Source organism: Sphingomonas sp. MJ1 (PH-R8), from assembly GCF_048058635.1.
In the GTDB taxonomy this organism is placed as follows: domain Bacteria; phylum Pseudomonadota; class Alphaproteobacteria; order Sphingomonadales; family Sphingomonadaceae; genus Sphingomonas.
Genome location: NZ_JBBEFX010000002.1, coordinates 297,624 through 316,035 on the forward strand (window position 1 = coordinate 297,624; position 18,412 = coordinate 316,035).

16 protein-coding genes are annotated in these 18,412 nt (G+C 70.0%); 6 read left to right on the plus strand and 10 right to left on the minus strand.

Annotated features, from left to right (window positions below):
* Nucleotides 1–3: 3 nt before the first annotated feature.
* Together rpoN and VPH46_RS03065 are read left to right on the plus strand one after the other, a co-directional pair.
* Nucleotides 4–1,503: an RNA polymerase factor sigma-54 gene (gene rpoN / locus VPH46_RS03060; RefSeq protein ID WP_416608785.1), complete on the plus strand. Its 1,500-nt coding sequence runs from the start codon at nt 4–6 to the stop codon at nt 1,501–1,503.
* A 61-nt stretch (nt 1,504–1,564) separates the two neighbouring features.
* A complete protein-coding gene (locus tag VPH46_RS03065) occupies nt 1,565–2,917 on the plus strand; it encodes a chloride channel protein (RefSeq protein ID WP_416608787.1) in 1,353 nt (450 codons plus the stop codon).
* Here VPH46_RS03065 and VPH46_RS03070 read toward each other — a convergent pair.
* Complete coding sequence (locus tag VPH46_RS03070) at nt 2,896–3,894, minus strand: ligase-associated DNA damage response exonuclease (RefSeq protein WP_416608789.1); 999 nt, start codon at nt 3,892–3,894, stop codon at nt 2,896–2,898. The genes VPH46_RS03065 and VPH46_RS03070 overlap by 22 nt on opposite strands.
* A 106-nt stretch (nt 3,895–4,000) precedes the next feature.
* Here VPH46_RS03070 and VPH46_RS03075 point away from each other — a divergent pair, with 106 nt between their 5' ends.
* The 3 genes from VPH46_RS03075 to pdeM all read left to right on the plus strand — a co-directional run bounded on the left by VPH46_RS03075 (nt 4,001) and on the right by pdeM (nt 7,365).
* Nucleotides 4,001–4,186: a hypothetical protein gene (locus tag VPH46_RS03075; RefSeq protein ID WP_239436316.1), complete on the plus strand. Its 186-nt coding sequence runs from the start codon at nt 4,001–4,003 to the stop codon at nt 4,184–4,186.
* A 77-nt stretch (nt 4,187–4,263) separates the two neighbouring features.
* The gene (locus VPH46_RS03080; RefSeq protein WP_416608825.1) at nt 4,264–6,651 is read left to right on the plus strand and encodes a ligase-associated DNA damage response DEXH box helicase; all 2,388 of its coding nucleotides are present in this window, start codon (nt 4,264–4,266) and stop codon (nt 6,649–6,651) included.
* 51 nt (nt 6,652–6,702) lie between these two features.
* A complete protein-coding gene (gene pdeM / locus VPH46_RS03085) occupies nt 6,703–7,365 on the plus strand; it encodes a ligase-associated DNA damage response endonuclease PdeM (protein ID WP_416608792.1) in 663 nt (220 codons plus the stop codon).
* A 3-nt stretch (nt 7,366–7,368) separates the two neighbouring features.
* Here pdeM and VPH46_RS03090 read toward each other — a convergent pair whose 3' ends face one another.
* The 6 genes from VPH46_RS03090 to VPH46_RS03115 form a co-directional block, all read right to left on the minus strand.
* Nucleotides 7,369–8,061 carry a head GIN domain-containing protein gene (locus VPH46_RS03090; protein ID WP_416608794.1) on the minus strand — a complete coding sequence of 231 codons (693 nt, stop codon included), beginning with the start codon at nt 8,059–8,061 and terminating at the stop codon, nt 7,369–7,371.
* Nucleotides 8,062–8,110: 49 nt separating this feature from the next.
* The gene (locus VPH46_RS03095) at nt 8,111–8,800 is read right to left on the minus strand and encodes a head GIN domain-containing protein (protein WP_416608796.1); all 690 of its coding nucleotides are present in this window, start codon (nt 8,798–8,800) and stop codon (nt 8,111–8,113) included.
* 132 nt (nt 8,801–8,932) lie between these two features.
* Complete coding sequence (locus VPH46_RS03100; protein ID WP_125959091.1) at nt 8,933–9,466, minus strand: CarD family transcriptional regulator; 534 nt, start codon at nt 9,464–9,466, stop codon at nt 8,933–8,935.
* A 249-nt stretch (nt 9,467–9,715) separates the two neighbouring features.
* A complete protein-coding gene (fdxA, locus tag VPH46_RS03105; protein ID WP_125959090.1) occupies nt 9,716–10,057 on the minus strand; it encodes a ferredoxin FdxA in 342 nt (113 codons plus the stop codon).
* Nucleotides 10,058–10,093: 36 nt separating this feature from the next.
* Nucleotides 10,094–10,384 carry an RNA-binding S4 domain-containing protein gene (locus tag VPH46_RS03110; protein WP_416608827.1) on the minus strand — a complete coding sequence of 97 codons (291 nt, stop codon included), beginning with the start codon at nt 10,382–10,384 and terminating at the stop codon, nt 10,094–10,096.
* A gap of 25 nt (nt 10,385–10,409) precedes the next feature.
* Nucleotides 10,410–12,917 (minus strand): helicase-related protein, encoded by a 2,508-nt coding sequence (locus VPH46_RS03115; protein WP_416608799.1) that lies wholly within the window; start codon nt 12,915–12,917, stop codon nt 10,410–10,412.
* Between the two features lie 769 nt (nt 12,918–13,686).
* Between VPH46_RS03115 and VPH46_RS03120 the strand changes: the two genes are divergently transcribed.
* The gene (locus VPH46_RS03120) at nt 13,687–15,168 is read left to right on the plus strand and encodes a M23 family metallopeptidase (RefSeq protein WP_416608801.1); all 1,482 of its coding nucleotides are present in this window, start codon (nt 13,687–13,689) and stop codon (nt 15,166–15,168) included.
* Nucleotides 15,169–15,417: 249 nt separating this feature from the next.
* Here the strand turns inward: VPH46_RS03120 and VPH46_RS03125 are convergent, their stop codons facing one another.
* The 3 genes from VPH46_RS03125 to VPH46_RS03135 form a co-directional block, all read right to left on the minus strand.
* Nucleotides 15,418–17,067 carry an ATP-binding protein gene (locus tag VPH46_RS03125; RefSeq protein ID WP_416608803.1) on the minus strand — a complete coding sequence of 550 codons (1,650 nt, stop codon included), beginning with the start codon at nt 17,065–17,067 and terminating at the stop codon, nt 15,418–15,420.
* A gap of 79 nt (nt 17,068–17,146) precedes the next feature.
* Nucleotides 17,147–17,911, minus strand: coding sequence for a TIGR02186 family protein (locus tag VPH46_RS03130; RefSeq protein ID WP_239435617.1), 765 nt, complete (start codon nt 17,909–17,911; stop codon nt 17,147–17,149).
* A partial coding sequence (locus VPH46_RS03135) for a sulfite exporter TauE/SafE family protein (protein ID WP_416608805.1) occupies nt 17,908–18,412 on the minus strand: 505 nt, incomplete at its 5' end. The genes VPH46_RS03135 and VPH46_RS03130, both read right to left, overlap by 4 nt.

The window sequence follows — 18,412 nt, forward strand, 5'->3', positions numbered from 1 at the left end:
CTGATGTCGCTCGGCCCGCGCCTCGATCTCCGCCAGTCGCAGTCGCTGGTGATGACGCCGCAGCTCCAGCAGGCGATCCGCCTGCTCGCGCTGTCGAATCTCGAGATCGAAGGTGTCATCGCCGAGGAGATCGAGCGTAATCCCCTGCTCGAGTCGGGCGGCAGCGACGATCCGGGCGGGGAGGATTCGATCCCGAGCGAGGCGGCCGTCGTGCGCGACGAGCCTGCGGGCGCCGACGAACTGGTGCGGATGGGAGAGGCGAGCGGAGAGGCGCTCGACATCGACTTGGCGGCCGATGCGTTCATCGACGACGGCCCCGGCGACGCCATCGGGGGGCTGGACGGGGGCCTGAGCTCCAGCGGGGGCAGCGCGGCCGCGCTGCCCGATGACGGCCTGGACTTCGACGGGTTTGAGGCGGACGGGCCCTCGCTTGCCGACCACCTTCTCGCGCAGGCGGGTGCGGTGCTTTCCGGGCCGGCCCTGTTCGTGGCGCAGCAACTGATCGATCAAATCGACGAGTGCGGCTATCTCACCGGCTCGCTGCTCGACGTCGCCAACCGGCTGGGCGTGCCGCTGGCGGAGGTCGAGGCGGTGCTTGCGACGATCCAGACGTTCGATCCCACCGGTGTGGGCGCGCGCAGCCTCGCCGAGTGCCTCGCGCTCCAGGCGAAGGAGGCGGATCGCTACGATCCCTGCATGGCCCGGTTGATCGACAATCTCGACCTGGTCGCCCGCGGCGCCCTGCCGCAACTGCGCCGGCTCTGCGAAGTCGATGACGAGGATCTGGCCGACATGATCCGCGAACTGCGCGGCTATGATCCCAAACCCGGCTGCCGTTTCGGCGGGGAACGTGCGCCCGCCGTCGCCCCCGATCTGTTCGTGGCGCCGCGGGGCGCCGGCTGGGCCGTGGAGATCAACGGCGCCACGCTGCCACGGCTGCTCGTCAACCGCGCCTATTATGTCGAGCTGTCGGGCGGGCGACAGGACAAGACCTCCCGCGCCTGGCTCTCCGAATGCCTTGCCAGCGCCAACTGGCTGGTCAAGGCGCTCGACCAGCGGCAACGCACCATCATCAAGGTCGCGGCCGAGATCGTGAAGCAGCAGGAGGGCTTCTTCCGCAAGGGCGTGGCACATCTGCGGCCGCTCACCTTGCGCCAAGTGGCCGAGGCGATCGAGATGCACGAATCGACGGTCAGCCGGGTCACCTCGAACAAATACCTCAGCTGCGCACGCGGGCTGTTCGAGCTGAAGTACTTCTTCACCTCCGCGATTCAGGCTGCCGACGGTGGCGAGGCGGTATCGGCGGCGGCGGTGAAGAACGCGATCAAGACGCTGATCGCCGCCGAGGACCCGCGCAAGATCCTCTCCGACGACACGCTGGTCGAGCTGCTGAATGCCAAGGGCTTCGACATCGCCCGGCGGACCGTCGCCAAATACCGCGAGGCGATGGGGATCGGCTCCTCGGTGCAGCGGCGCCGGCAAAAGGCGCTGCAAGGGACCTGATATCGGCTTGGGCCCGGGTTCGTGGTTCCCGCCGCGCCCGATTCGGCCCAAAGAGCGCGACATGCCCTTTTTCCCAGACCGTGCGCGGCATCTGCTGCGCCTGCACGCGCAGCGGAATGCCTCCGATCAGTGGCCGATCCTGAAGCGGCGGGTCGCGACTGCTGCGGGCGCGGTCCTGCTCGGGCTGGTGGCGCTTGCCTTTGCCCGCGCGAGCGATCTCACGCAGGAACTGTTCGGGCATGCGCTGGCGCGCTGGCCCTATGCGCCGCTGGTGGCGACGCCGCTCGCCTTTGGCGCGGTCGTATGGGCTACGCGGCGCTGGGCTAGGGATGCGCGCGGCTCCGGCATCCCCCAGGTGATCGCAGCCGGCAGGTCGGCGGACGAGCAGGTCGCGGCGCGCCTCCTTTCGCTCGGCACCGCCGCCAAGAAGCTGGTGCTGACGGTCACCATGCTGTTGTTCGGGGCCTCGGTCGGTCGCGAGGGGCCGAGCGTCCAGGTGAGTGCGGCGATCATGGTCGCGCTGCATCGCCTGCTGCGCGTGCCGATCACTGCCGGCGTGCTGATCGCCGGTGGCGCCGCGGGCGTCGCCGCGGCGTTCAACACGCCGCTGGCCGGGGTCGCCTTCGCGATCGAGGAACTCGCCGCCGCCTATGAGCAGCGGGTTGCCGTCCTGGTGATGGGGGCGGTGATGATCGCCGGCATGGTCAGCCTCGGGATCGCCGGCGACTATGTCTATTTCGGCGCGGTGCACCAGACGCTGAAGCTGCATCGCGTGCTGCTGCTGGCGCCGCTCGCCGGCCTGCTGGGGGGCGTCGCGGGCGGGCTGTTCACCCGCGTCGTGCTGGGGTTCAGTGACGGGCACACCGGATGGGCCCGGGCTCTGAAGGCCCGGCCCGTGCTGTTCGCCGGCCTCTGCGGACTGGTCGTCGCGGTGCTGGGCGTCGGGACGGGCGGTGCCACCTGGGGAACCGGCTACGGCGCCACGCGCGCGCTGGTCGAGGGCGGCGAGGTATCGGGCTGGTTCGGGCCCGCCAAGCTGATGGCGACACTCGCGACGACCTTGACCGGGGCGCCCGGCGGGATCTTTGCGCCCTCACTTGCCATCGGCGCGGGCTTCGGGAACCTGCTGACGGCCCTCTTCCCCTATTCGCCGCCGGGCGCAGTGGTGGTGATCGGCATGGTCGCCTATTTCGTCGGTGTCGTGCGCGCGCCCTTCACCGCGGTCATCATCGTCAGCGAGACGACGGCGGCGCGCGGCCTGATCCTGCCGATGTTCGCGGCGGCGCTGATCGCCGACTGGATAAGCGCGCGAGTCTGCCAGGAACGGCTGTATCACGGCCTCGCGCGCCCGTTCGTCGCCGAGACAGAGGGGCCGCCCCGGCCCGCCGGCGCTCAGTCGTCCTCGTCCTCATAGCCGACCAGGTCGAGCGCCCGTGCGCGGATCTGCCGCATGCTGCACCAGTGGACCAGCGCGTCTTCGCGCCCGTGCGTCACCCACACTTCCTGGGGAGCGATCTCCTCGATCGTACGGGTCAGCTCGTCCCAGTCCGCGTGATCGGACAGGATCAGCGGCAGCTCGACGTTGCGCTGCCGGGCGCGTTGCCGCACACGCATCCAGCCCGAGGCCATGGCCGAGATCGGGTCCGGCAGGCGCCGCGACCAGCGGTCGTTGAGCGCGGAGGGCGGGGCCAGGATGATCCGTCCGGCGAGTTCCGCCTTGCTGGCGCCGGTGGCGGGGCGCAGCTCGCCTAAATCGACGCCGTGCGCGACATAGAGGTCGCATAATCGCTGAAGCGCGCCGTGGACGTAGATCGGATCATCGAAGCCCATTGCGCGTGCCTCGGCGATCACGCGCTGCGCCTTGCCCAGCGCATAGGCGCCTACCAGCACGCAGCGGTCCGGCTCCGCACGGAGGGCGGCGAGCAGCTTGTCGATCTCGTCGCGGGTTTCTGGATGGCGGAAAACGGGCAGTCCGAACGTCGCCTCCGTCACGAACACGTCGCAGGCGACCGGCTCGAACGGCGCGCAGGTCGGGTCCGGGCGGCGTTTATAGTCGCCCGACACCACCACGCGCTCGCCGCGATGCTCCAGCAGGATCTGCGCCGATCCCAGCACATGGCCCGCCGGGACATAGGAGACCTGGATGTCGCCCAGCCGGACGGTCTCGCCATAGGCAACCGGGCGGCCATTCTGCGTGCCATAGCGCGCGTCCATGATCGCCAGCGTCTCGGGCGTCGCCCACACCGTCTCGTGCCCGCCGCGGGCATGGTCGGCGTGCCCATGGGTCACCAGCGCGCGCGGCACCGGCACCGACGGGTCGATCCAGGCATCGGCGTGCGGCAGGTAGATGCCTTGCGGCTTGGGTTCGATCCAGTCGGCGAGACGCGGCATGGGAAGGCTAACGCACGAACTCCATTTCGGGCCGCATCGCCGCCCATGGATCGAAGCGCAGCCTCCTGTCGTTTACAGCTGGTTCTTCAGGAGAGGAGGTCGAGCGATGGCGGACGAAGTCAGTCTGTGGGGCCTGTTGACGATCATCGGGCCGATCGTCCTGCTGGGCGTGATCATCTGGGCCGTGCTCAACAACCGCGTCTCGCGTCGCCGGCACCAGGAGAGCGAGCGAGCGACCGCCGATCTCTATGACGAGCAGGACCGGATCGACCGCGAAAAGCGCATGCGCTGAGCCGATCCCTTTTGTTGGACGTGCCGGATCGCCACATCGGCGATGTGCCTGCTGCGATTCACGAACTTCCCGACTCCATCTCCCGCTGGTTTGCCGACCGTGGATGGTTGCCCCGCCGGCACCAGGCGGAGATGCTGGCGGCGGCAAGGGCCGGGCGCCACGCGCTGCTGGTCGCGCCCACCGGCGCGGGCAAGACGCTCGCGGGTTTCCTGCCCACGCTTGCCGAGCTCGCCGATGCCCCGGGCGAGGGGCTGCACACGCTCTACATCTCGCCGCTGAAGGCGCTCGCCGTCGACGTACAGCGCAACCTGCTCAACCCCATCGCGGAGATGGGGCTCGACATCCGCGTCGAGACGCGGACCGGCGACACCCCCTCCGACCGCAAGGCGCGGCAGCGCGTCAAGCCGCCGCACATCCTGCTGACGACGCCCGAATCGCTCAGCCTGCTCCTGTCCTATCCGGACGCAGATCGGCTGCTGGGCGGCCTCAAGACGATCGTTGTCGATGAGGTACATGCTTTTGCGGCGGGCAAGCGGGGCGACCTGCTGGCGCTTTGCCTGGCGCGCCTCCAGCGGTTGAGCCCCGGCCTGCGGCGTGTTGCGCTCTCCGCAACCGTCGCCGATCCGGACGACTATCGCGCCTGGCTCGCCCCCGACGGCGACATCGACGCCGTCACGCTGGTGCAAGGCGATCCCGGTGCCGATCCCCGTATTGAAATCCTGCTGCCGGAGGGGCGCATTCCCTGGTCCGGCCACTCCGGGCGCTATGCCGCGCCGCAGGTGATGGCGCAGATTGAGGCGCATGCCACCACGATCGTCTTCTGCAATACCCGCAGCCTTGCCGAGCTGATCTTCCAGGACCTGTGGAAATCCAACGAGCGGAGTCTGCCCATCGGCGTCCACCACGGCAGCCTGGCGGTGGAGGCGCGGCGCAAGGTCGAGCAGGCGATGGCCGACGGGCGCCTGCGGGCGCTGGTCGCGACCGCCAGCCTCGACCTGGGCGTGGACTGGGGCAACGTCGATTGCGTGATCCAGATGGGAGCGCCCAAGGGCTCGTCGCGCCTGCTCCAGCGCATCGGCCGCGCAAACCACCGCCTGGACGAACCTTCCGAGGCCATCGTCGTGCCGGGTAACCGCTTCGAATATCTGGAGGCGCGCGCAGCGCTGGATGCGGTGGAGGCGGGCGAGCTCGACACCGAGCTGTTCCGTCCGGGCGCGCTCGACGTGCTCGCCCAGCATCTGATGGCCTGCGCCTGCGCCGAACCCTTCGATGCTGCGGATATGCTGCAGGAGGTTCGCGCAGCATTGCCCTATTCCGCACTCGATGCGGAGACGTTCGATCGCGTGCTCCACTATATTGCCGAGGGCGGTTACGCGCTGCGTGCCTATGACCGGTTCAAGCGGCTGACCCAGGGGACGGATGGCCTCTGGCGCGTCAGCCATCCGCGCTTCGTGCAGCAGCATCGGCTGAACGCCGGCATCATCGTCGACGCACCCACGCTCGACGTGCGCTTCCGCAACGGCCGCAAGCTCGGCACGGTGGAGGAGTATTTCGCCTCCACGCTCTCGACCGGTGATACCTTCTTCTTCGCGGGGCTCAGCCTTGAGGTGGAGCGGATCGAGTTGACGGACCTGATCGTGCGCGCCTCCAGCCGGCCCGCGCGTATCCCCACTTATGTGGGCACGCGCATGGCGCTCTCCACCAATCTCGCCCAGCGGGTACGAACCTTCCTGCACGACCGCGCACAATGGGCGCGCTTCCCCGACGACGTCCGCGAATGGCTGGAGATCCAGGGCCGGCGCTCGCGCCTGCCGGAGCCGGGGCAGTTGTTGATCGAGACCTTCCCGCACGAGGGGAGGCACTACATGGTCGCCTACAGCTTCGAAGGCTGGAACGCGCACCAGTCGCTCGGCATGCTCATCACCCGGCGGATGGAGGCGCTGGGGCTGAAGCCGATCGGCTTCGTCTCCAACGACTATGCGCTCGCCTGCTATGGCCTGGAGCCGATCACCGATCCGGCGGCGCTCTTTTCGCCCGACATCCTGGAGCATGAGTTCGTCGAGTGGGTGCAGGGCTCGAACCTGCTCAAGCGCGCGTTCCGGGAAGTGGCAGTGATTGGCGGGTTGGTCGAGCGCCAGCATCCCGGCAAGCGTAAGTCCGGCAAGCAGGTGACCTTCTCAACCGACCTCATCTACGACGTGCTGCGCAAGTACGAGCCCACCCACTTGCTGCTTCAGGCCGCGTGGGAGGATGCGCGCGCGCGAATGACAGACGTCGGCCGCCTGGCGACGCTGCTGGAGACCGCACAGGCGCGGATGCTGCACGTGACGCTGGAGCGGATCAGCCCCCTCGCGGTCCCGGTAATGGTGCTGATCGGCCGCGAGCACGTGCCGCAGGGAAGTGCCGACGACGCGCTGCTGACGGAGGCGGAGGCGATGGCCGCCGAGGCGATGCGGCTCGACTAACGTGGTTGGGCGGGGCTTGCCGCGCTGACGTTGGCACGGCATAGCGGGCGCATGGTTCGCTTTTCGTTCGCGGGGCACGAGCTGGTCGCGCTGGCCGCGGGCGCGCTTTACTGGCCGGCGCGCGAGGCGCTGCTGGTTGCCGATCTCCACTTCGAGAAGGCGAGCTGGTTCGCACAGTTCGGGCAGATGCTGCCGCCCTATGACAGCCTTGCGACGCTGGACGCGCTGGAGGCGGTGGTCGCGCGGGTGAACCCCGCCGAGCTCTGGTGCCTGGGCGACAGCTTCCACGATCCCAAGGGCTGTGCGCGCCTGCCGGCAGCGGCGCAGGAGCGGCTGAGGGCACTGACCTCCGGCTGCCGTTGGACCTGGATCACCGGCAACCATGACGCCGGTTTCGCTACCTCCTGCGGCGGCGCCGTGCTGGAGGAAGCGGTGGTCGACGGGCTGGTGCTGCGACACGAGGCCGATCCTCGCGAAGGGCGGCCCGAGCTTTCGGGACACTTCCACCCCAAGCTGCGGGTAACCGTACGGGGCCGGAGGATCGCGCGGCGCTGCTTCGTCGCGACGCCGAGCAAGCTGGTGCTGCCCGCGTTCGGCTCACTGACCGGCGGGCTGGAGCCGCATCACCCTGAGATCGTGCGGGCCGTGGGCCGGGGTGCGGAAGCGCTGGTGGCGTTGGAGGATCGGCTTTTGCGGTTTCCGGTCACTGCCTGAGGGTCAGGGGCGGGCGCCACACTGCACGGCGGATGTGCCGCGCACCTGACACTTGGCGCTGCCCGCTACTTCAATGGTGCCGACGCCATTTGCCGTGACGATGGCGGTAAGGGCAGCGCGGAACCGGGCGGTACCCGCGCCGTCGCTGCGCACCACCAGGTCGCGGGTATCGAGCGAGGCCGCATCCAGGCTGCCCGAGCCCGACGCCACGAACCGCGCCTGTCGTGCCGCGCCGGCCAGGGAGAGCGTGCCGTTCCCGGTCAGGGTGCCCAGCAGTTGTTCGGCCGCCACGCTCGCGATCAACAGCGTGCCGGTCCCGTTCAACACCACTTCCGATCGGGTGCCGGCGAGGCGGTCGACCGTCACGCGTCCGCCGCCGGTGAGCGTCACCGCCTGCAACGGCGCCGTTGTCCGCACGCGGATGGTCACCGGCCGCTGCGGCACGGCGAAGCCGTCCTGCGTGGTGCCGGTGGGGCGGATGGTGAGGACGCCCGCTTCCACCTGCACGGCGACCCGCTCCGCCGAGGCGCGGTCGCCCACCAGTTCGGCACCCGTCCGGCCGCCGGTGACCACCTCCACGGCATAGGAGCCGCTCACGCGCAGCCGGTCGAAGCGGGTGAGCATCACCGTGCGGGCAGGCGGCTCCGGGCTCTCCGAGGCCGCCGTCAGCGCCAGAAGGATCGGCAGCAACAGCATGGGGCGAGCATCGCACCGCGGCTGCCGCAATGGCAAGCCGCCGCTGCGATCAGGACGCGCAGCGGACCGTGCCGGAGCCCGCCAGCGTGCTGGTGCACAGCGCCATGTCGCCGAGGTCCACGGTGCCCGACCCGTCGAGCGTCACGCGGGCGGGGCCGGCAACGTTCGCCTCGACCCTGCCCGATCCCTGCAGGACGACCGCCGCCTGCTCGGCACGAAGCTGCGGGGCGGTGATGTCACCCGAGCCCTTCACCTCGGCCGAGAGCAGGTCGACGGCGCCGGCGGCAGCAATCGTGCCCGAGCCGGTGTTCGCAAGCCGCACGGTGCGGCCGCCGAGCATGCCGATGGTGAGGTCCGCGGATCCGGAGACGCTGCCCGAGAAGTTCTCGGCACGATCGAGCGTCACTGCGCCCGATCCCGTGGCGGAGGCGGCGCTGATCTCCGGCATCTGCACGGTGATGCTGCCGGCGCTGCGGAGCGGCCACGGCCAGCTCTGCCGGGACGTGCGCCCGATCCGGAGCGTGCCACCCTCGCTCCTCACGAGCAGCTGGTCGAGCACGGCGGGTTCGCCGCGGGCCTCGATGGCGAACGCGCCGCCGGTGCGGATCTCGACGTTGTCGGGGCCCTCCAGGGCGACCGCGGTGAAGTCACGGGCTTCGAAACTGCGCTGCACCGTATCGGCGTGCTGGTGATTGGATTCGCCGATGCCCGAGCAGGCGGCGAGAGAAAGGCAAGCCAAAGTCCCTAACGAACGCATTCGAACCCTTTTTCGTGACCCACGCTGGAGACCCCGCCGCCCGCGCAAAGCCGTAAAGAAAAAGGGCGGCCGTGGGGCCGCCCTCGTTCAGCTGCTTGAGGAAAGCCCGCAGCCTCAGGCGGCGGTCTTCTCCTTGTTGTAGATCGCGGCCGACGCCCGCAGGATGTCAAGGATCTTGTCGAGTGCCTTGGGCTCCTCGACCTCTTCCATCGCCGCCAGCTCGCGGGCGAGACGGCTCGCTGCGGCTTCGAAGATCTGCCGCTCGGAATAGCTTTGCTCGGGCTGGTCGTCGGCCCGGAACAGGTCGCGGACCACCTCGGCGATCGACACCAGGTCGCCCGAGTTGATCTTCGCCTCATACTCCTGGGCACGGCGCGACCACATGGTGCGCTTGACCTTCGGCTTGCCCTTCAGCGTGTCGAGCGCCTCGCGCAGCGTCTTGTCCGACGACAGCTTGCGCATGCCGACGCTCTCGGCCTTGTTGGTCGGCACGCGGAGCGTCATGCGCTCCTTTTCGAAGCGGAGCACATACAGCTCGAGCTGCATGCCCGCGATTTCCTGCTTCTGAAGCTCGATGACACGGCCAACGCCATGCTTGGGGTAAACGACATAATCGCCGACATCAAAGGACAGCGCCTTGGCAGCCATTGGTAGCCTTTCGTGACCGGTTCGCCCCAGAGTCGCGCCTGGACGGGGAGGGGCTCAGGCCGATCCGCGTCGGGCTGGGGCTTTTCTTTAGGGTGCGTCTCCACGCGGCGGGCAACGAAATGCCGCCGTCGCGCAACTATATAGCGCGTCCGGAGCAAAAATGCCAGCGGCGAGTTGCAGTTCCCGCGAAAACGCGCCGGAAATCCGCGCTTTTTTCCGCGTACGGGGCCGCGTACGGGCCCCGCCGGGTCAGTCGCCCTTGCCCGGTTCGGGGGAGAAGAACTGCTCGTACTTGTTCTCGACGCCCTTCATCGCGTCCGCGTCCGGTGGCGTCTGGTCGAGCTTGCGCGTGACGTTGGGCCACTGAGCCGAGAAGGTGTTGTTGAGCTCCAGCCACTGTTCCAGCCCGGACTCGGTGTCGGGCAGGATCGCCTCGGCCGGGCATTCCGGCTCGCACACGCCGCAGTCGATGCACTCGGACGGATTGATGACGAGCATGTTCTCGCCCTCGTAGAAGCAATCCACCGGACAGACCTCGACGCAGTCCATGTACTTGCAGCGGATGCAGGCGTCGGTGACGACGTAGGTCATTGGGGAAAAGGCTCCAGGGGTTCGAACGGGGACGCGTTATGCGGGCAGTCCCGCCTCGTCAACGGGCACGGTCCGGGCGGGTTCCAGCAACTGGTAGCTCTCGGCTGCTTCCGCAGGCGGTCCGCGCCGCCTGGGAAGCGCGAGCACGCGCAGCACCAGCACCTGTCCGTTGCGGGGAAAGGCGACCACGACGCCTGGCCGCACGGGGCAGTGGGCGCGATCGATACGGCGGCCGTCGATGCGCAGCAAGCCGCCCTCGGCGAGGCTCTGGGCGGCGCTACGGGTCTTCACCAGCCGGGCGAACCACAGGAACCGGTCGAGCCGCATCGATTCGGCGCCGTGCGGGGTCGGATCAGCCACGCGAAAGGTCCAGGCCGGCAAGGGCTGCAAAGGCGTTGCCGGCACGCGGTGCCGCCGGGGCGCGGGGCGCCGGCGCGCGCGGGCGTCCGCGCCAAGCCCAGCGGGGTTGCTCGCCCTCGGGCTTGGCGCTGCGAAAGCCCAGGCGCGCCATCAGCTTGGCGATGGTTTCCGGCTGCAGGCCGATCGAGGTCGCGAGCGCCGGGTCGGGGGCGAAAGGCTTGTGCCCCTCGCGTGCGTCGTGCGCCGCGCGGGCGATGCGTTCGACGAGATCAACGCGGACCGCCTGGCCGCCCAGCCGGCGGAAGCCCCAGGCGCGGGTGTCGCCCGGCAGGACGGTGGCCCCGGCGGGGGGCAGCGGCTCGACCGGGCGGCTGTCGCGCGCCGCCAGCAGCGCCGCCCGCCAGCGCGCGGGGGCGGGACGGAACAGGCGCGCGTCGAACAGGTCCAGCGTGCCGACGGTCACGCCGGCCTGGCGCAGCCGGCGGCGATCCTCCGGCGCGAGCACGTCCAACGCGGGATCGGCGGTTTCGCGCGGGCTGATCCCGCCCACTTCGGTGAGCGCGGCTGAGACTGCGCGGAGGGGGGCGCTGGCTTCGGGGTCGCGCGACAACGCGGCGAGCCGGGCGAGGACCGGCGCGCGGCGGGCGATCTCCGCCCCCACCCACGCGACGATCCGCTCGCGCACCGCCGTCTGGCCCGCGCGGTCGAGGCAGTCGAGGCTGCGGTCGAGCTTGACTGCCGGACGGTCCAGCGTCGGCCCGTTGACGAGCGTTGCGACAGCGAGGCCGTTCCAGCGGATCGCGGGCCGCTCGCCGGGCTCGGCATCGAGCACGAACGCCTCGTCCGCCGCACCGGCGAGCGCGGCACCGCGGCGGCGCAACTCGCCCGCCAGGCCCTTTTCGGCGGCCGAGATCAGCAGGCGCTTGTCGGCCACCCGGGCATCGGGCGCGACATGGAAGCGGAAGCCTTCCAGGCGGCCGAGCACATGCGCGTCGACGCTGACCTCGCCGTCCTCGCTGACCTCGACCGGCAGGTTGCTCGCGTCCGCACCGATGCGGCGGAGCAGCACGGTGGTGCGCTGGTCGACGAAGCGCTGGCGCAGGCGATCGTGGAGCGCGTCGGACAGCCGCTCCTCGATCGCGCGGGTGCGGTCGGCCCAATGCGCCGGCTCGGCCAGCCAGTCGGCACGATGGGCGATATAGGCCCAGCTGCGCGCGGCAGCGATGCGCCCGGCGATGGTCTCGACATCGCCGCCGACGTTGTCGAGGCGCGCGATCTCGTCGGCGAACCACTGGTGGGGCAGGTGGCCCTTGCCCTCGCTCAGATGCTGGAAAATGCGGCCGACGAAGCGGGCGTGCGGATCGGCGCCGAGCTTGCGGAAATCGGGCAGGCCGCAGGCCGCCCACAGCCGCGCGACCATCGCCGGGCTGCGGGTGCGGGCGCGCACCCAATCCTCCTCGGCCAGCCGCTTGAGCACCGCCAGGTCGATCGCCTGGGGCGCGGCGCGCAGCGCGGGGTGGCTGGGCTTGCGCTCCAGGCTCTCGATCAGCGCGTCGAGGCTGGCGTAGCTCGGGCTGCCCTCGCGCCAGTAGAGCTGTTCGAGCGGCGGGATCACGTGCCCCTCGATCGCCAGCACTTCCTCCGGCGTAAAGGCGCTCGGGCCTTCCTCGACCAGTCCGCCGAAGGTGCCGTCGCGCTGGTGGCGCCCGGCGCGCCCGGCGATCTGCGCCATTTCCGAGATGGTGAGGCGACGCTGGCGACGGCCGTCGAACTTGCGCAGCGAGGCGAAGGCGACGTGCGCCACGTCCATGTTGAGGCCCATGCCGATCGCGTCGGTCGCGACCAGATAGTCGACCTCGCCCGACTGGAACATCTGCACCTGGGCGTTGCGGGTGCGGGGGGACAGCGCACCCATCACCACTGCGGCGCCGCCGCGCATGCGGCGGATCGTCTCGGCAACGGCATAGACCTCCTCGGCCGAGAAGGCGACGATCGCGCAGCGGCGCGGCAGACGGGAGAGCTTGCGCGCGCCGGCATAGGAGAGGGTGGAGAAGCGCGGGCGGTTGATGATCTCCGCATCGGGCACCAGCGCGCGCACCATCGGGCGCAGTGCCTCGGAGCCGAGGATCATCGTCTCCTCGCGCCCGCGGGCGCGCAGCAGCCGGTCGGTGAAGACATGGCCGCGCTCCGGATCGGCGCCCAGCTGCGCCTCGTCGAGCGCCACGAAGGCGACCTCGCGGTCGAGCGGCATGCTTTCGGCGGTGCACAGGAACCAGCGCGCGCCGGGCGGCACGATGCGCTCCTCGCCGGTGATGAGCGCCACCTGGTGCGCGCCCTTGATCGCCACCACGCGGTCATAGACCTCGCGCGCGAGCAGGCGCAGCGGGAAGCCGATCATGCCCGAGGCATGGCCGCACATCCGCTCGATCGCGAGATGGGTCTTGCCGGTGTTGGTGGGGCCCAGCACGGCGGTGAGCGGGCTACGCGCGAACTGGCTCATATCACGGCGAAACATCGGGCGTGGCGTCGCGAAGTGCAAGGGCGCAGAAGGACTTGGCGGCTTCTGCTGCGCAGCACCGCACGTTCGCAGGTGCGGAAGGTTAGTCGAAAGTTAGTCCAAGAACGCAGCCGTCGCGGTCTTTTGGAAGCCGGCAGCGGGAAGGGGTCGGGAGCAGGGGTGACCATCGTTCCATCCTTTCGCGCGCGCCGGGTCCGGGTTGTGACAGGTGGGCGGGCGGTAGACAGCCTGGTTGGTTTGCGGTGCGCGCGAGGTGTTTTGGGTGTGGGGGAGGTCGGCTCCTGACCTTTCGCCTTCGCGTGACTCTGCGAAAGGGGGGGCACCGTCCATTGGCCACAATCGTATTCCTGCGCAGGCAGGAATCCAGGACCAGGCAGACCAACGCCTTGCGGTGCTTGAGACCCTGGGCTCCTGCCTTCGCAGGAGCACGGTCGGGGGTTTGGCAGGGGGCTTGCCTGCGCGGGAGTTCGCCAAGGGTTGGACGGACATCCCCGGCTTTCCTTAAGTCAGCCGGTGAGCGGCGTGCGTCTCACTGCTGCCTTCCCGACTGGGCCCCGGCCTTCGCCGGGGTACCGAGGTGAGCGAGTGGTTCCCTCCGGATCGCAGGTTCTTCTGCTGCTGGCCGTTTGCGGGCCACGGCTGGCCGCGGAGCGGGGCGCGCCGGACGGCCGTTAGTTTGACTTTAAGGGTCTGGCTGCACAGGGGAATGGCTCGACCGGGTCGGGCGGTCGACACAAGGGGCGCGCCTTTCTTGTTCTTGCGCAGCGATCACGAACTGCAATTCGCCGGCGGCGCCAGCGCGCGCTCGTTCGGTCGCATGGAGGCGCCGGCGCGCGCCGCGACGCTGGGCGATCGGCTGCAGCTGCGCTTTCCCCATTTCGAACTGGCGCCGGACCTGGGATCCCAGATCGGCTCGCGCGAATGGTGGCGGGGTGCTGCCACCTGCGCCGCGCTGCTGGCGGTCGGCTGGATGCTGGCGCCGGGGATCGGGCGGCCGATCCGGGCGGCGGTTCCCGCAGCACTCGACGGCCGCGACTGGGAAGAAGCGCGGGCGCAGGCGTTCGGCGCGCGGGCGCTGGGCGCCACCAGCGGCATGCGGATGGCGGCGACCGCAGGCGTGCGGCCGCTCGCTGACACGCCGGAGCGGCCGATCCTGGAGCTGACCGCGACGCTGGGCAACGGCGGCGGGCTTGCGGGCGTGCTCAAGCAATCGGGCGTCGGGGCCGAGGATGCGGCACGCGCGGTGGCGCTGATCGGCAGCCGGGTGAGCCCGGGCGAGCTCAATCCGGGCACGCGCCTCGACATCACGCTCGGGCGGCGCGAGACCAAGGTGCAGCCGCGGCCGCTGGAGAAGCTGGCATTCCGCGCGCGCTTCGACCTGGCGCTGGAGCTGGCGCGGGCCGAGGGCGGGCTTGCGCTCAAGCCCATTCCGATCGCGATCGACCACACGCCGCTGCGCGTCCAGGGCCGGGTGGGGAGCAGCCTCTACCACGCCGCCCGTGCCGCCGGCGCGCCGGCCAAGGCGGTCGAGGCCTATATCAAGTCGCTGTCGACCCGCGTGCCGATGGGCCGGGTGGGCGGCAACGACCGGTTCGACATCATCATCGAGCGCCAGCGGGCGGAGACGGGCGAGGTCCAGCTCGGCAAGCTGCTCTACGCCGGGCTGGACCAGGGCAAGCGATCGGTGCGGCTGCTGCGCTGGGAAGAGGGCAGCAAGGTCCAGTGGTACGATCCCAAGGGGATCGGCCAGCGGCGCGGCGGCATGACCATGCCGATCAACGGCCGGCTGACCTCCAACTTCGGCTGGCGCGTGCACCCGCTGCTGCGCTTCCACCGACTGCACAAGGGGCTCGACATCGCCGCACCGACCGGCACGCCGATCCGGGCGGCCGCGGACGGCGTGGTGGCGCGCGCGGGGCGGGCCGGCGGCTATGGCAATTTCGTGAAGCTCAACCACAGCGGCGGGCTTGCCACCGGCTATGGCCACATGAGCCGGATCGCGGTGCGCGCCGGCCAGCGCGTGCGGCAGGGCTCGGTGATCGGCTATGTCGGATCGACCGGCATCTCGACCGGGCCGCATCTCCATTACGAGCTGTGGAAGAACGGCGCGGCGGTGAACCCGCGCTCGGTGTCGCTGGCGAGCGTGCAGCAGCTGAGCGGCGAGGACCTGCGGCGGTTCAAGGCGACTTATGCGCGGCTGATGGCGGTGCCGACGGGGGCTGCGAAGGACTGAGGGCCGTACTGGCGTGACGCCGTGCTCCTGCGCAGGCAGGAGCCCAGAGCCAGGAACGGTGTCGCTTGGTACCCTGGGCTCCTGCCTGCGCAGGAGCACGGGTGTTTTGGGCGCGCTGCGGCAATCTCCTTTTCGTACCCCGGCGGAGGCCGGGGCCTAGGTGCGGTGATCCCTAAGGTCGTGCGCACCAACTGCGGCCATCCCAACTGGGCCCCGGCCTTCGCCGGGGTACGCTGCGGGTTGCTTCCGCTACCGCCCTGCGCGCCAGCGGCGGATGGTGCGTTCGAGGATCGCCTCCTCGCCGCCGGTCTCGCGCCAGAGCTGGGAGAAGAGCGGGTCGCCCGAGGCAGGGCGCTGCGCCTCGTCGAGCGAGTCGAAGCGGACGCGCACGGGCGTGGTGACGCCTTCGCCCGAGATGATGCACTCGCGATTGCGCAGCGCCGGGATGGTGTCGAGGAAGCCGCGTGCGCCCTCCGGCATGGCCGCGCGCACGAACGCCTGGTCGCGATCGTTGTTGAGGCGCATCGAGAGGATGGTGCCGCATTGCGATAGCACGCCCTCGGCCAGGTCCGACGGGCGCTGGGTGATGAGGCCGAGCGACACGCCGTACTTGCGCCCTTCCTTGGCGATGCGGCTGAGGATGCGGCCGACCGAGGAGGCGTCGGCATTGCGCTCGTTGGGGACGTAGCGGTGCGCTTCCTCGCAGACGAGCAGGATCGGGCGCTGCGGCTCGTTGCGCGACCAGATGGCGAAATCGAACACCATGCGGCTGAGCACGGCCACCACCACCGAGGTGATCTCGCTCGGCACGCCCGACACGTCGATGATCGAGATCGGCTTGCCGTCGGAAGGCAGGCGGAACACGCGCGACAGGAACGACGCCATCGTGTCCGCGACCAGCATGCCGGAGAACATGAAGGCGTAGCGGGGATCGGCCTTGATCTCGTCGATCTTGCCCTTGAGCCGCAGATAGGGCGCGGTGTCGCCCGCGCGGTCCATCTTGCCCATTTCCTGGGCGAGGATGTTGGTGAGGTCCGACAGGAGGTACGGGATCGGCGCGTCGACGGTGAGCTTGCCGATCTCCTGCGCCAGCCGGTTCTTGGAGCGGGCGGCGAGCAGGCATTTGGCGAGGATGTCGGCGTCCACCTGCCGCTCGGAGCCGGAGGTGGTGAGCAGCACCTCGCAATGCTCCTCGAAGTTCATCAGCCAATAGGGCATCTGCAGGTTGGAGACGTCGTAGAGCGCGCCGATCCCCTCGAACGCGGCGGCATATTCGCCATGGGGATCGATCATCACGATGTGCCCTTCCGGGCTGAGATCGCAGATGCGGTGGAGGATGAGCGCGGCGGCGGTCGACTTGCCGGTGCCGGTGGAGCCCAGCAGCGCGAAATGCTTGCCGAGCATGGCGTCGACCTGGAGTGCGGCGCGGATGTTGTCGGTGGGATAGACGGTGCCGATCTCGATGTGCGCGCGCTCGTCGGCGGCGTACATCTGGTGGAGGTCGGCGGTCGCGAGCGGATAGACGGGCGTGCCCGGCATCGGATAGCGGGTGACGCCGCGCCGGAAGCCGTGGAGGCCGCCGGTGGTGCGGTCCTCGTCCGCTTCGCCGAGGAAGTCGATGGTGGCGAGCGCTTGGCGCTCCTCTTCGGGTGCGGCGCGGATCGCGCGGACGTTGGCGATCAGCCAGTTGCCGCCGGCGCGGATCTTCACCTGGCTGCCGATCTGGCCGGCGGCGGCGATGGCGGGGTCCGGATCGTTGGTGAGGGTGTTCACCGTTTCCAGGTTGAGCAGGATCTGGCTGGCCGATCCGGCGATCTCCGTCACCGCACCGATCGCGCGCAGCGGCGCTGCCCGCGTGCCGGCATCATGGAAGGATCGCACACCCGTGGCTTCTGTCACCTGCAACTCCTCGGTCTTTGGAGCGAGCGATGCGCGGGCGATGGTAAAGAATGCGTTCCCTTGAGGGCGCCGCGCGCCGTCAGAAGCGCCGCCACAGCGAGCCGGCGGCCCAGCCGAACAACACCGACAGCGCAACCGCGACCAAGCCATAGGCGAGCGAGTCGTGCTCGGCGGCCTGCTCGACGAAGCGCTCGAAGCCGGACTTGCGGATGTCGATCTCGCGCACCGCGGCTGCCAGCACGCGGCCGTCGCGGATCAGGAAAGTCTCGGCGGTGAAGCGGCCGACCGGCACGCGCGCGGGGATGTCCACGGCGGCGCGGTAGAGGACGCCGTCGGTGATCTCCACCGCGCCCGGCGCCTCGTAATAGAGGCCCTGGCGGCGCTGGAGGTCGACCAGACCCGCGGCGAAGCGCGCCTGTTCCTCCGCCGTGGCGCCCGAGGCGGGGGAGAGCTGGAGGCTGTCGAGCCCGAGTTCGTAGATGGCGCGGGTGCGGTCGTCGACCAGCTGGCCGATGGGCTTGGACGAGGCGATGGCGTAGAAGGAGGGGGCCGAGCGGAAGCGGGTGCGCGCGGCGTTGACCCAGATACCGGCGACCTTTTCCTTCTCCCGCATGACGATCGATTGGGCGGGGCCCTTCACCACCACCACCACGTCGGCGGGGTGATCGGCGTCGGGCTCGCGGCCGCCGGGATAGAGGATCGCGCCGAACAGCAGCAGCTCGGCACCCGTGAAGCTGTAGGCGATCTGGATGTCGCGGCGCGACACGTCGGGGACGAGCACGGGCTTCGCCGCGGTGGCGCCCAGCAGCAGCGGGGCCAGCAGCAGGGCGAGCGCGCGCCTCACGACAGTTCGATCGTGTAGATCTCGTCGGGCCGCCAGCCGAGCCCGAGCGCCATGCGGAAGGCGACCGCCAGCACCATCAGCGCCAGGATCAGGCGAAGATATTCGGGCTTCATCACCTGGGCGAACCGGGCGCCGATCTGGGCGCCGGTGACCGAGCCGATCAGCAGCAGCACGGCGAGCACGATGTCGACCGCCTTGGTGGTCATCGCATGGACCAGCGTGGCGGCGGCGGTCACGAACAGGATCTGGAACAGCGAGGTGCCGACCACCACGCGCGTGCCCATGCCGAGCAGGTAGAGCATGGCGGGCACCAGCACGAAGCCGCCGCCGACGCCCAGCAGCACCGTCAGGATGCCGACGGCGAAGCCCAGCAGCAGCGGCGCGAGCGGCGAGATGTAGAGGCCCGAGGCATAGAAGCGCCAGCGCAACGGGAGGGCGGCCACGAACGGGTGGTGGCGGCGACGGGCGGCGGGCGGGGCCTTTGCACCGCGCAGCACGCGG

What these genes read in the sequence shown, in the direction of transcription:
- rpoN (WP_416608785.1), top strand. Translation starts at nt 4, where the DNA reads ATGTCGCTCGGCCCGCGCCTCGATCTCCGCCAGTCGCAGTCGCTGGTG.
- VPH46_RS03065 (WP_416608787.1), top strand. Translation starts at nt 1,565, where the DNA reads ATGCCCTTTTTCCCAGACCGTGCGCGGCATCTGCTGCGCCTGCACGCG.
- VPH46_RS03070 (WP_416608789.1), bottom strand. Translation starts at nt 3,894, where the DNA reads ATGCCGCGTCTCGCCGACTGGATCGAACCCAAGCCGCAAGGCATCTAC.
- VPH46_RS03075 (WP_239436316.1), top strand. Translation starts at nt 4,001, where the DNA reads ATGGCGGACGAAGTCAGTCTGTGGGGCCTGTTGACGATCATCGGGCCG.
- pdeM (WP_416608792.1), top strand. Translation starts at nt 6,703, where the DNA reads ATGGTTCGCTTTTCGTTCGCGGGGCACGAGCTGGTCGCGCTGGCCGCG.
- VPH46_RS03090 (WP_416608794.1), bottom strand. Translation starts at nt 8,061, where the DNA reads ATGCTGTTGCTGCCGATCCTTCTGGCGCTGACGGCGGCCTCGGAGAGC.
- VPH46_RS03100 (WP_125959091.1), bottom strand. Translation starts at nt 9,466, where the DNA reads ATGGCTGCCAAGGCGCTGTCCTTTGATGTCGGCGATTATGTCGTTTAC.
- fdxA (WP_125959090.1), bottom strand. Translation starts at nt 10,057, where the DNA reads ATGACCTACGTCGTCACCGACGCCTGCATCCGCTGCAAGTACATGGAC.
- VPH46_RS03110 (WP_416608827.1), bottom strand. Translation starts at nt 10,384, where the DNA reads ATGCGGCTCGACCGGTTCCTGTGGTTCGCCCGGCTGGTGAAGACCCGT.
- VPH46_RS03115 (WP_416608799.1), bottom strand. Translation starts at nt 12,917, where the DNA reads ATGAGCCAGTTCGCGCGTAGCCCGCTCACCGCCGTGCTGGGCCCCACC.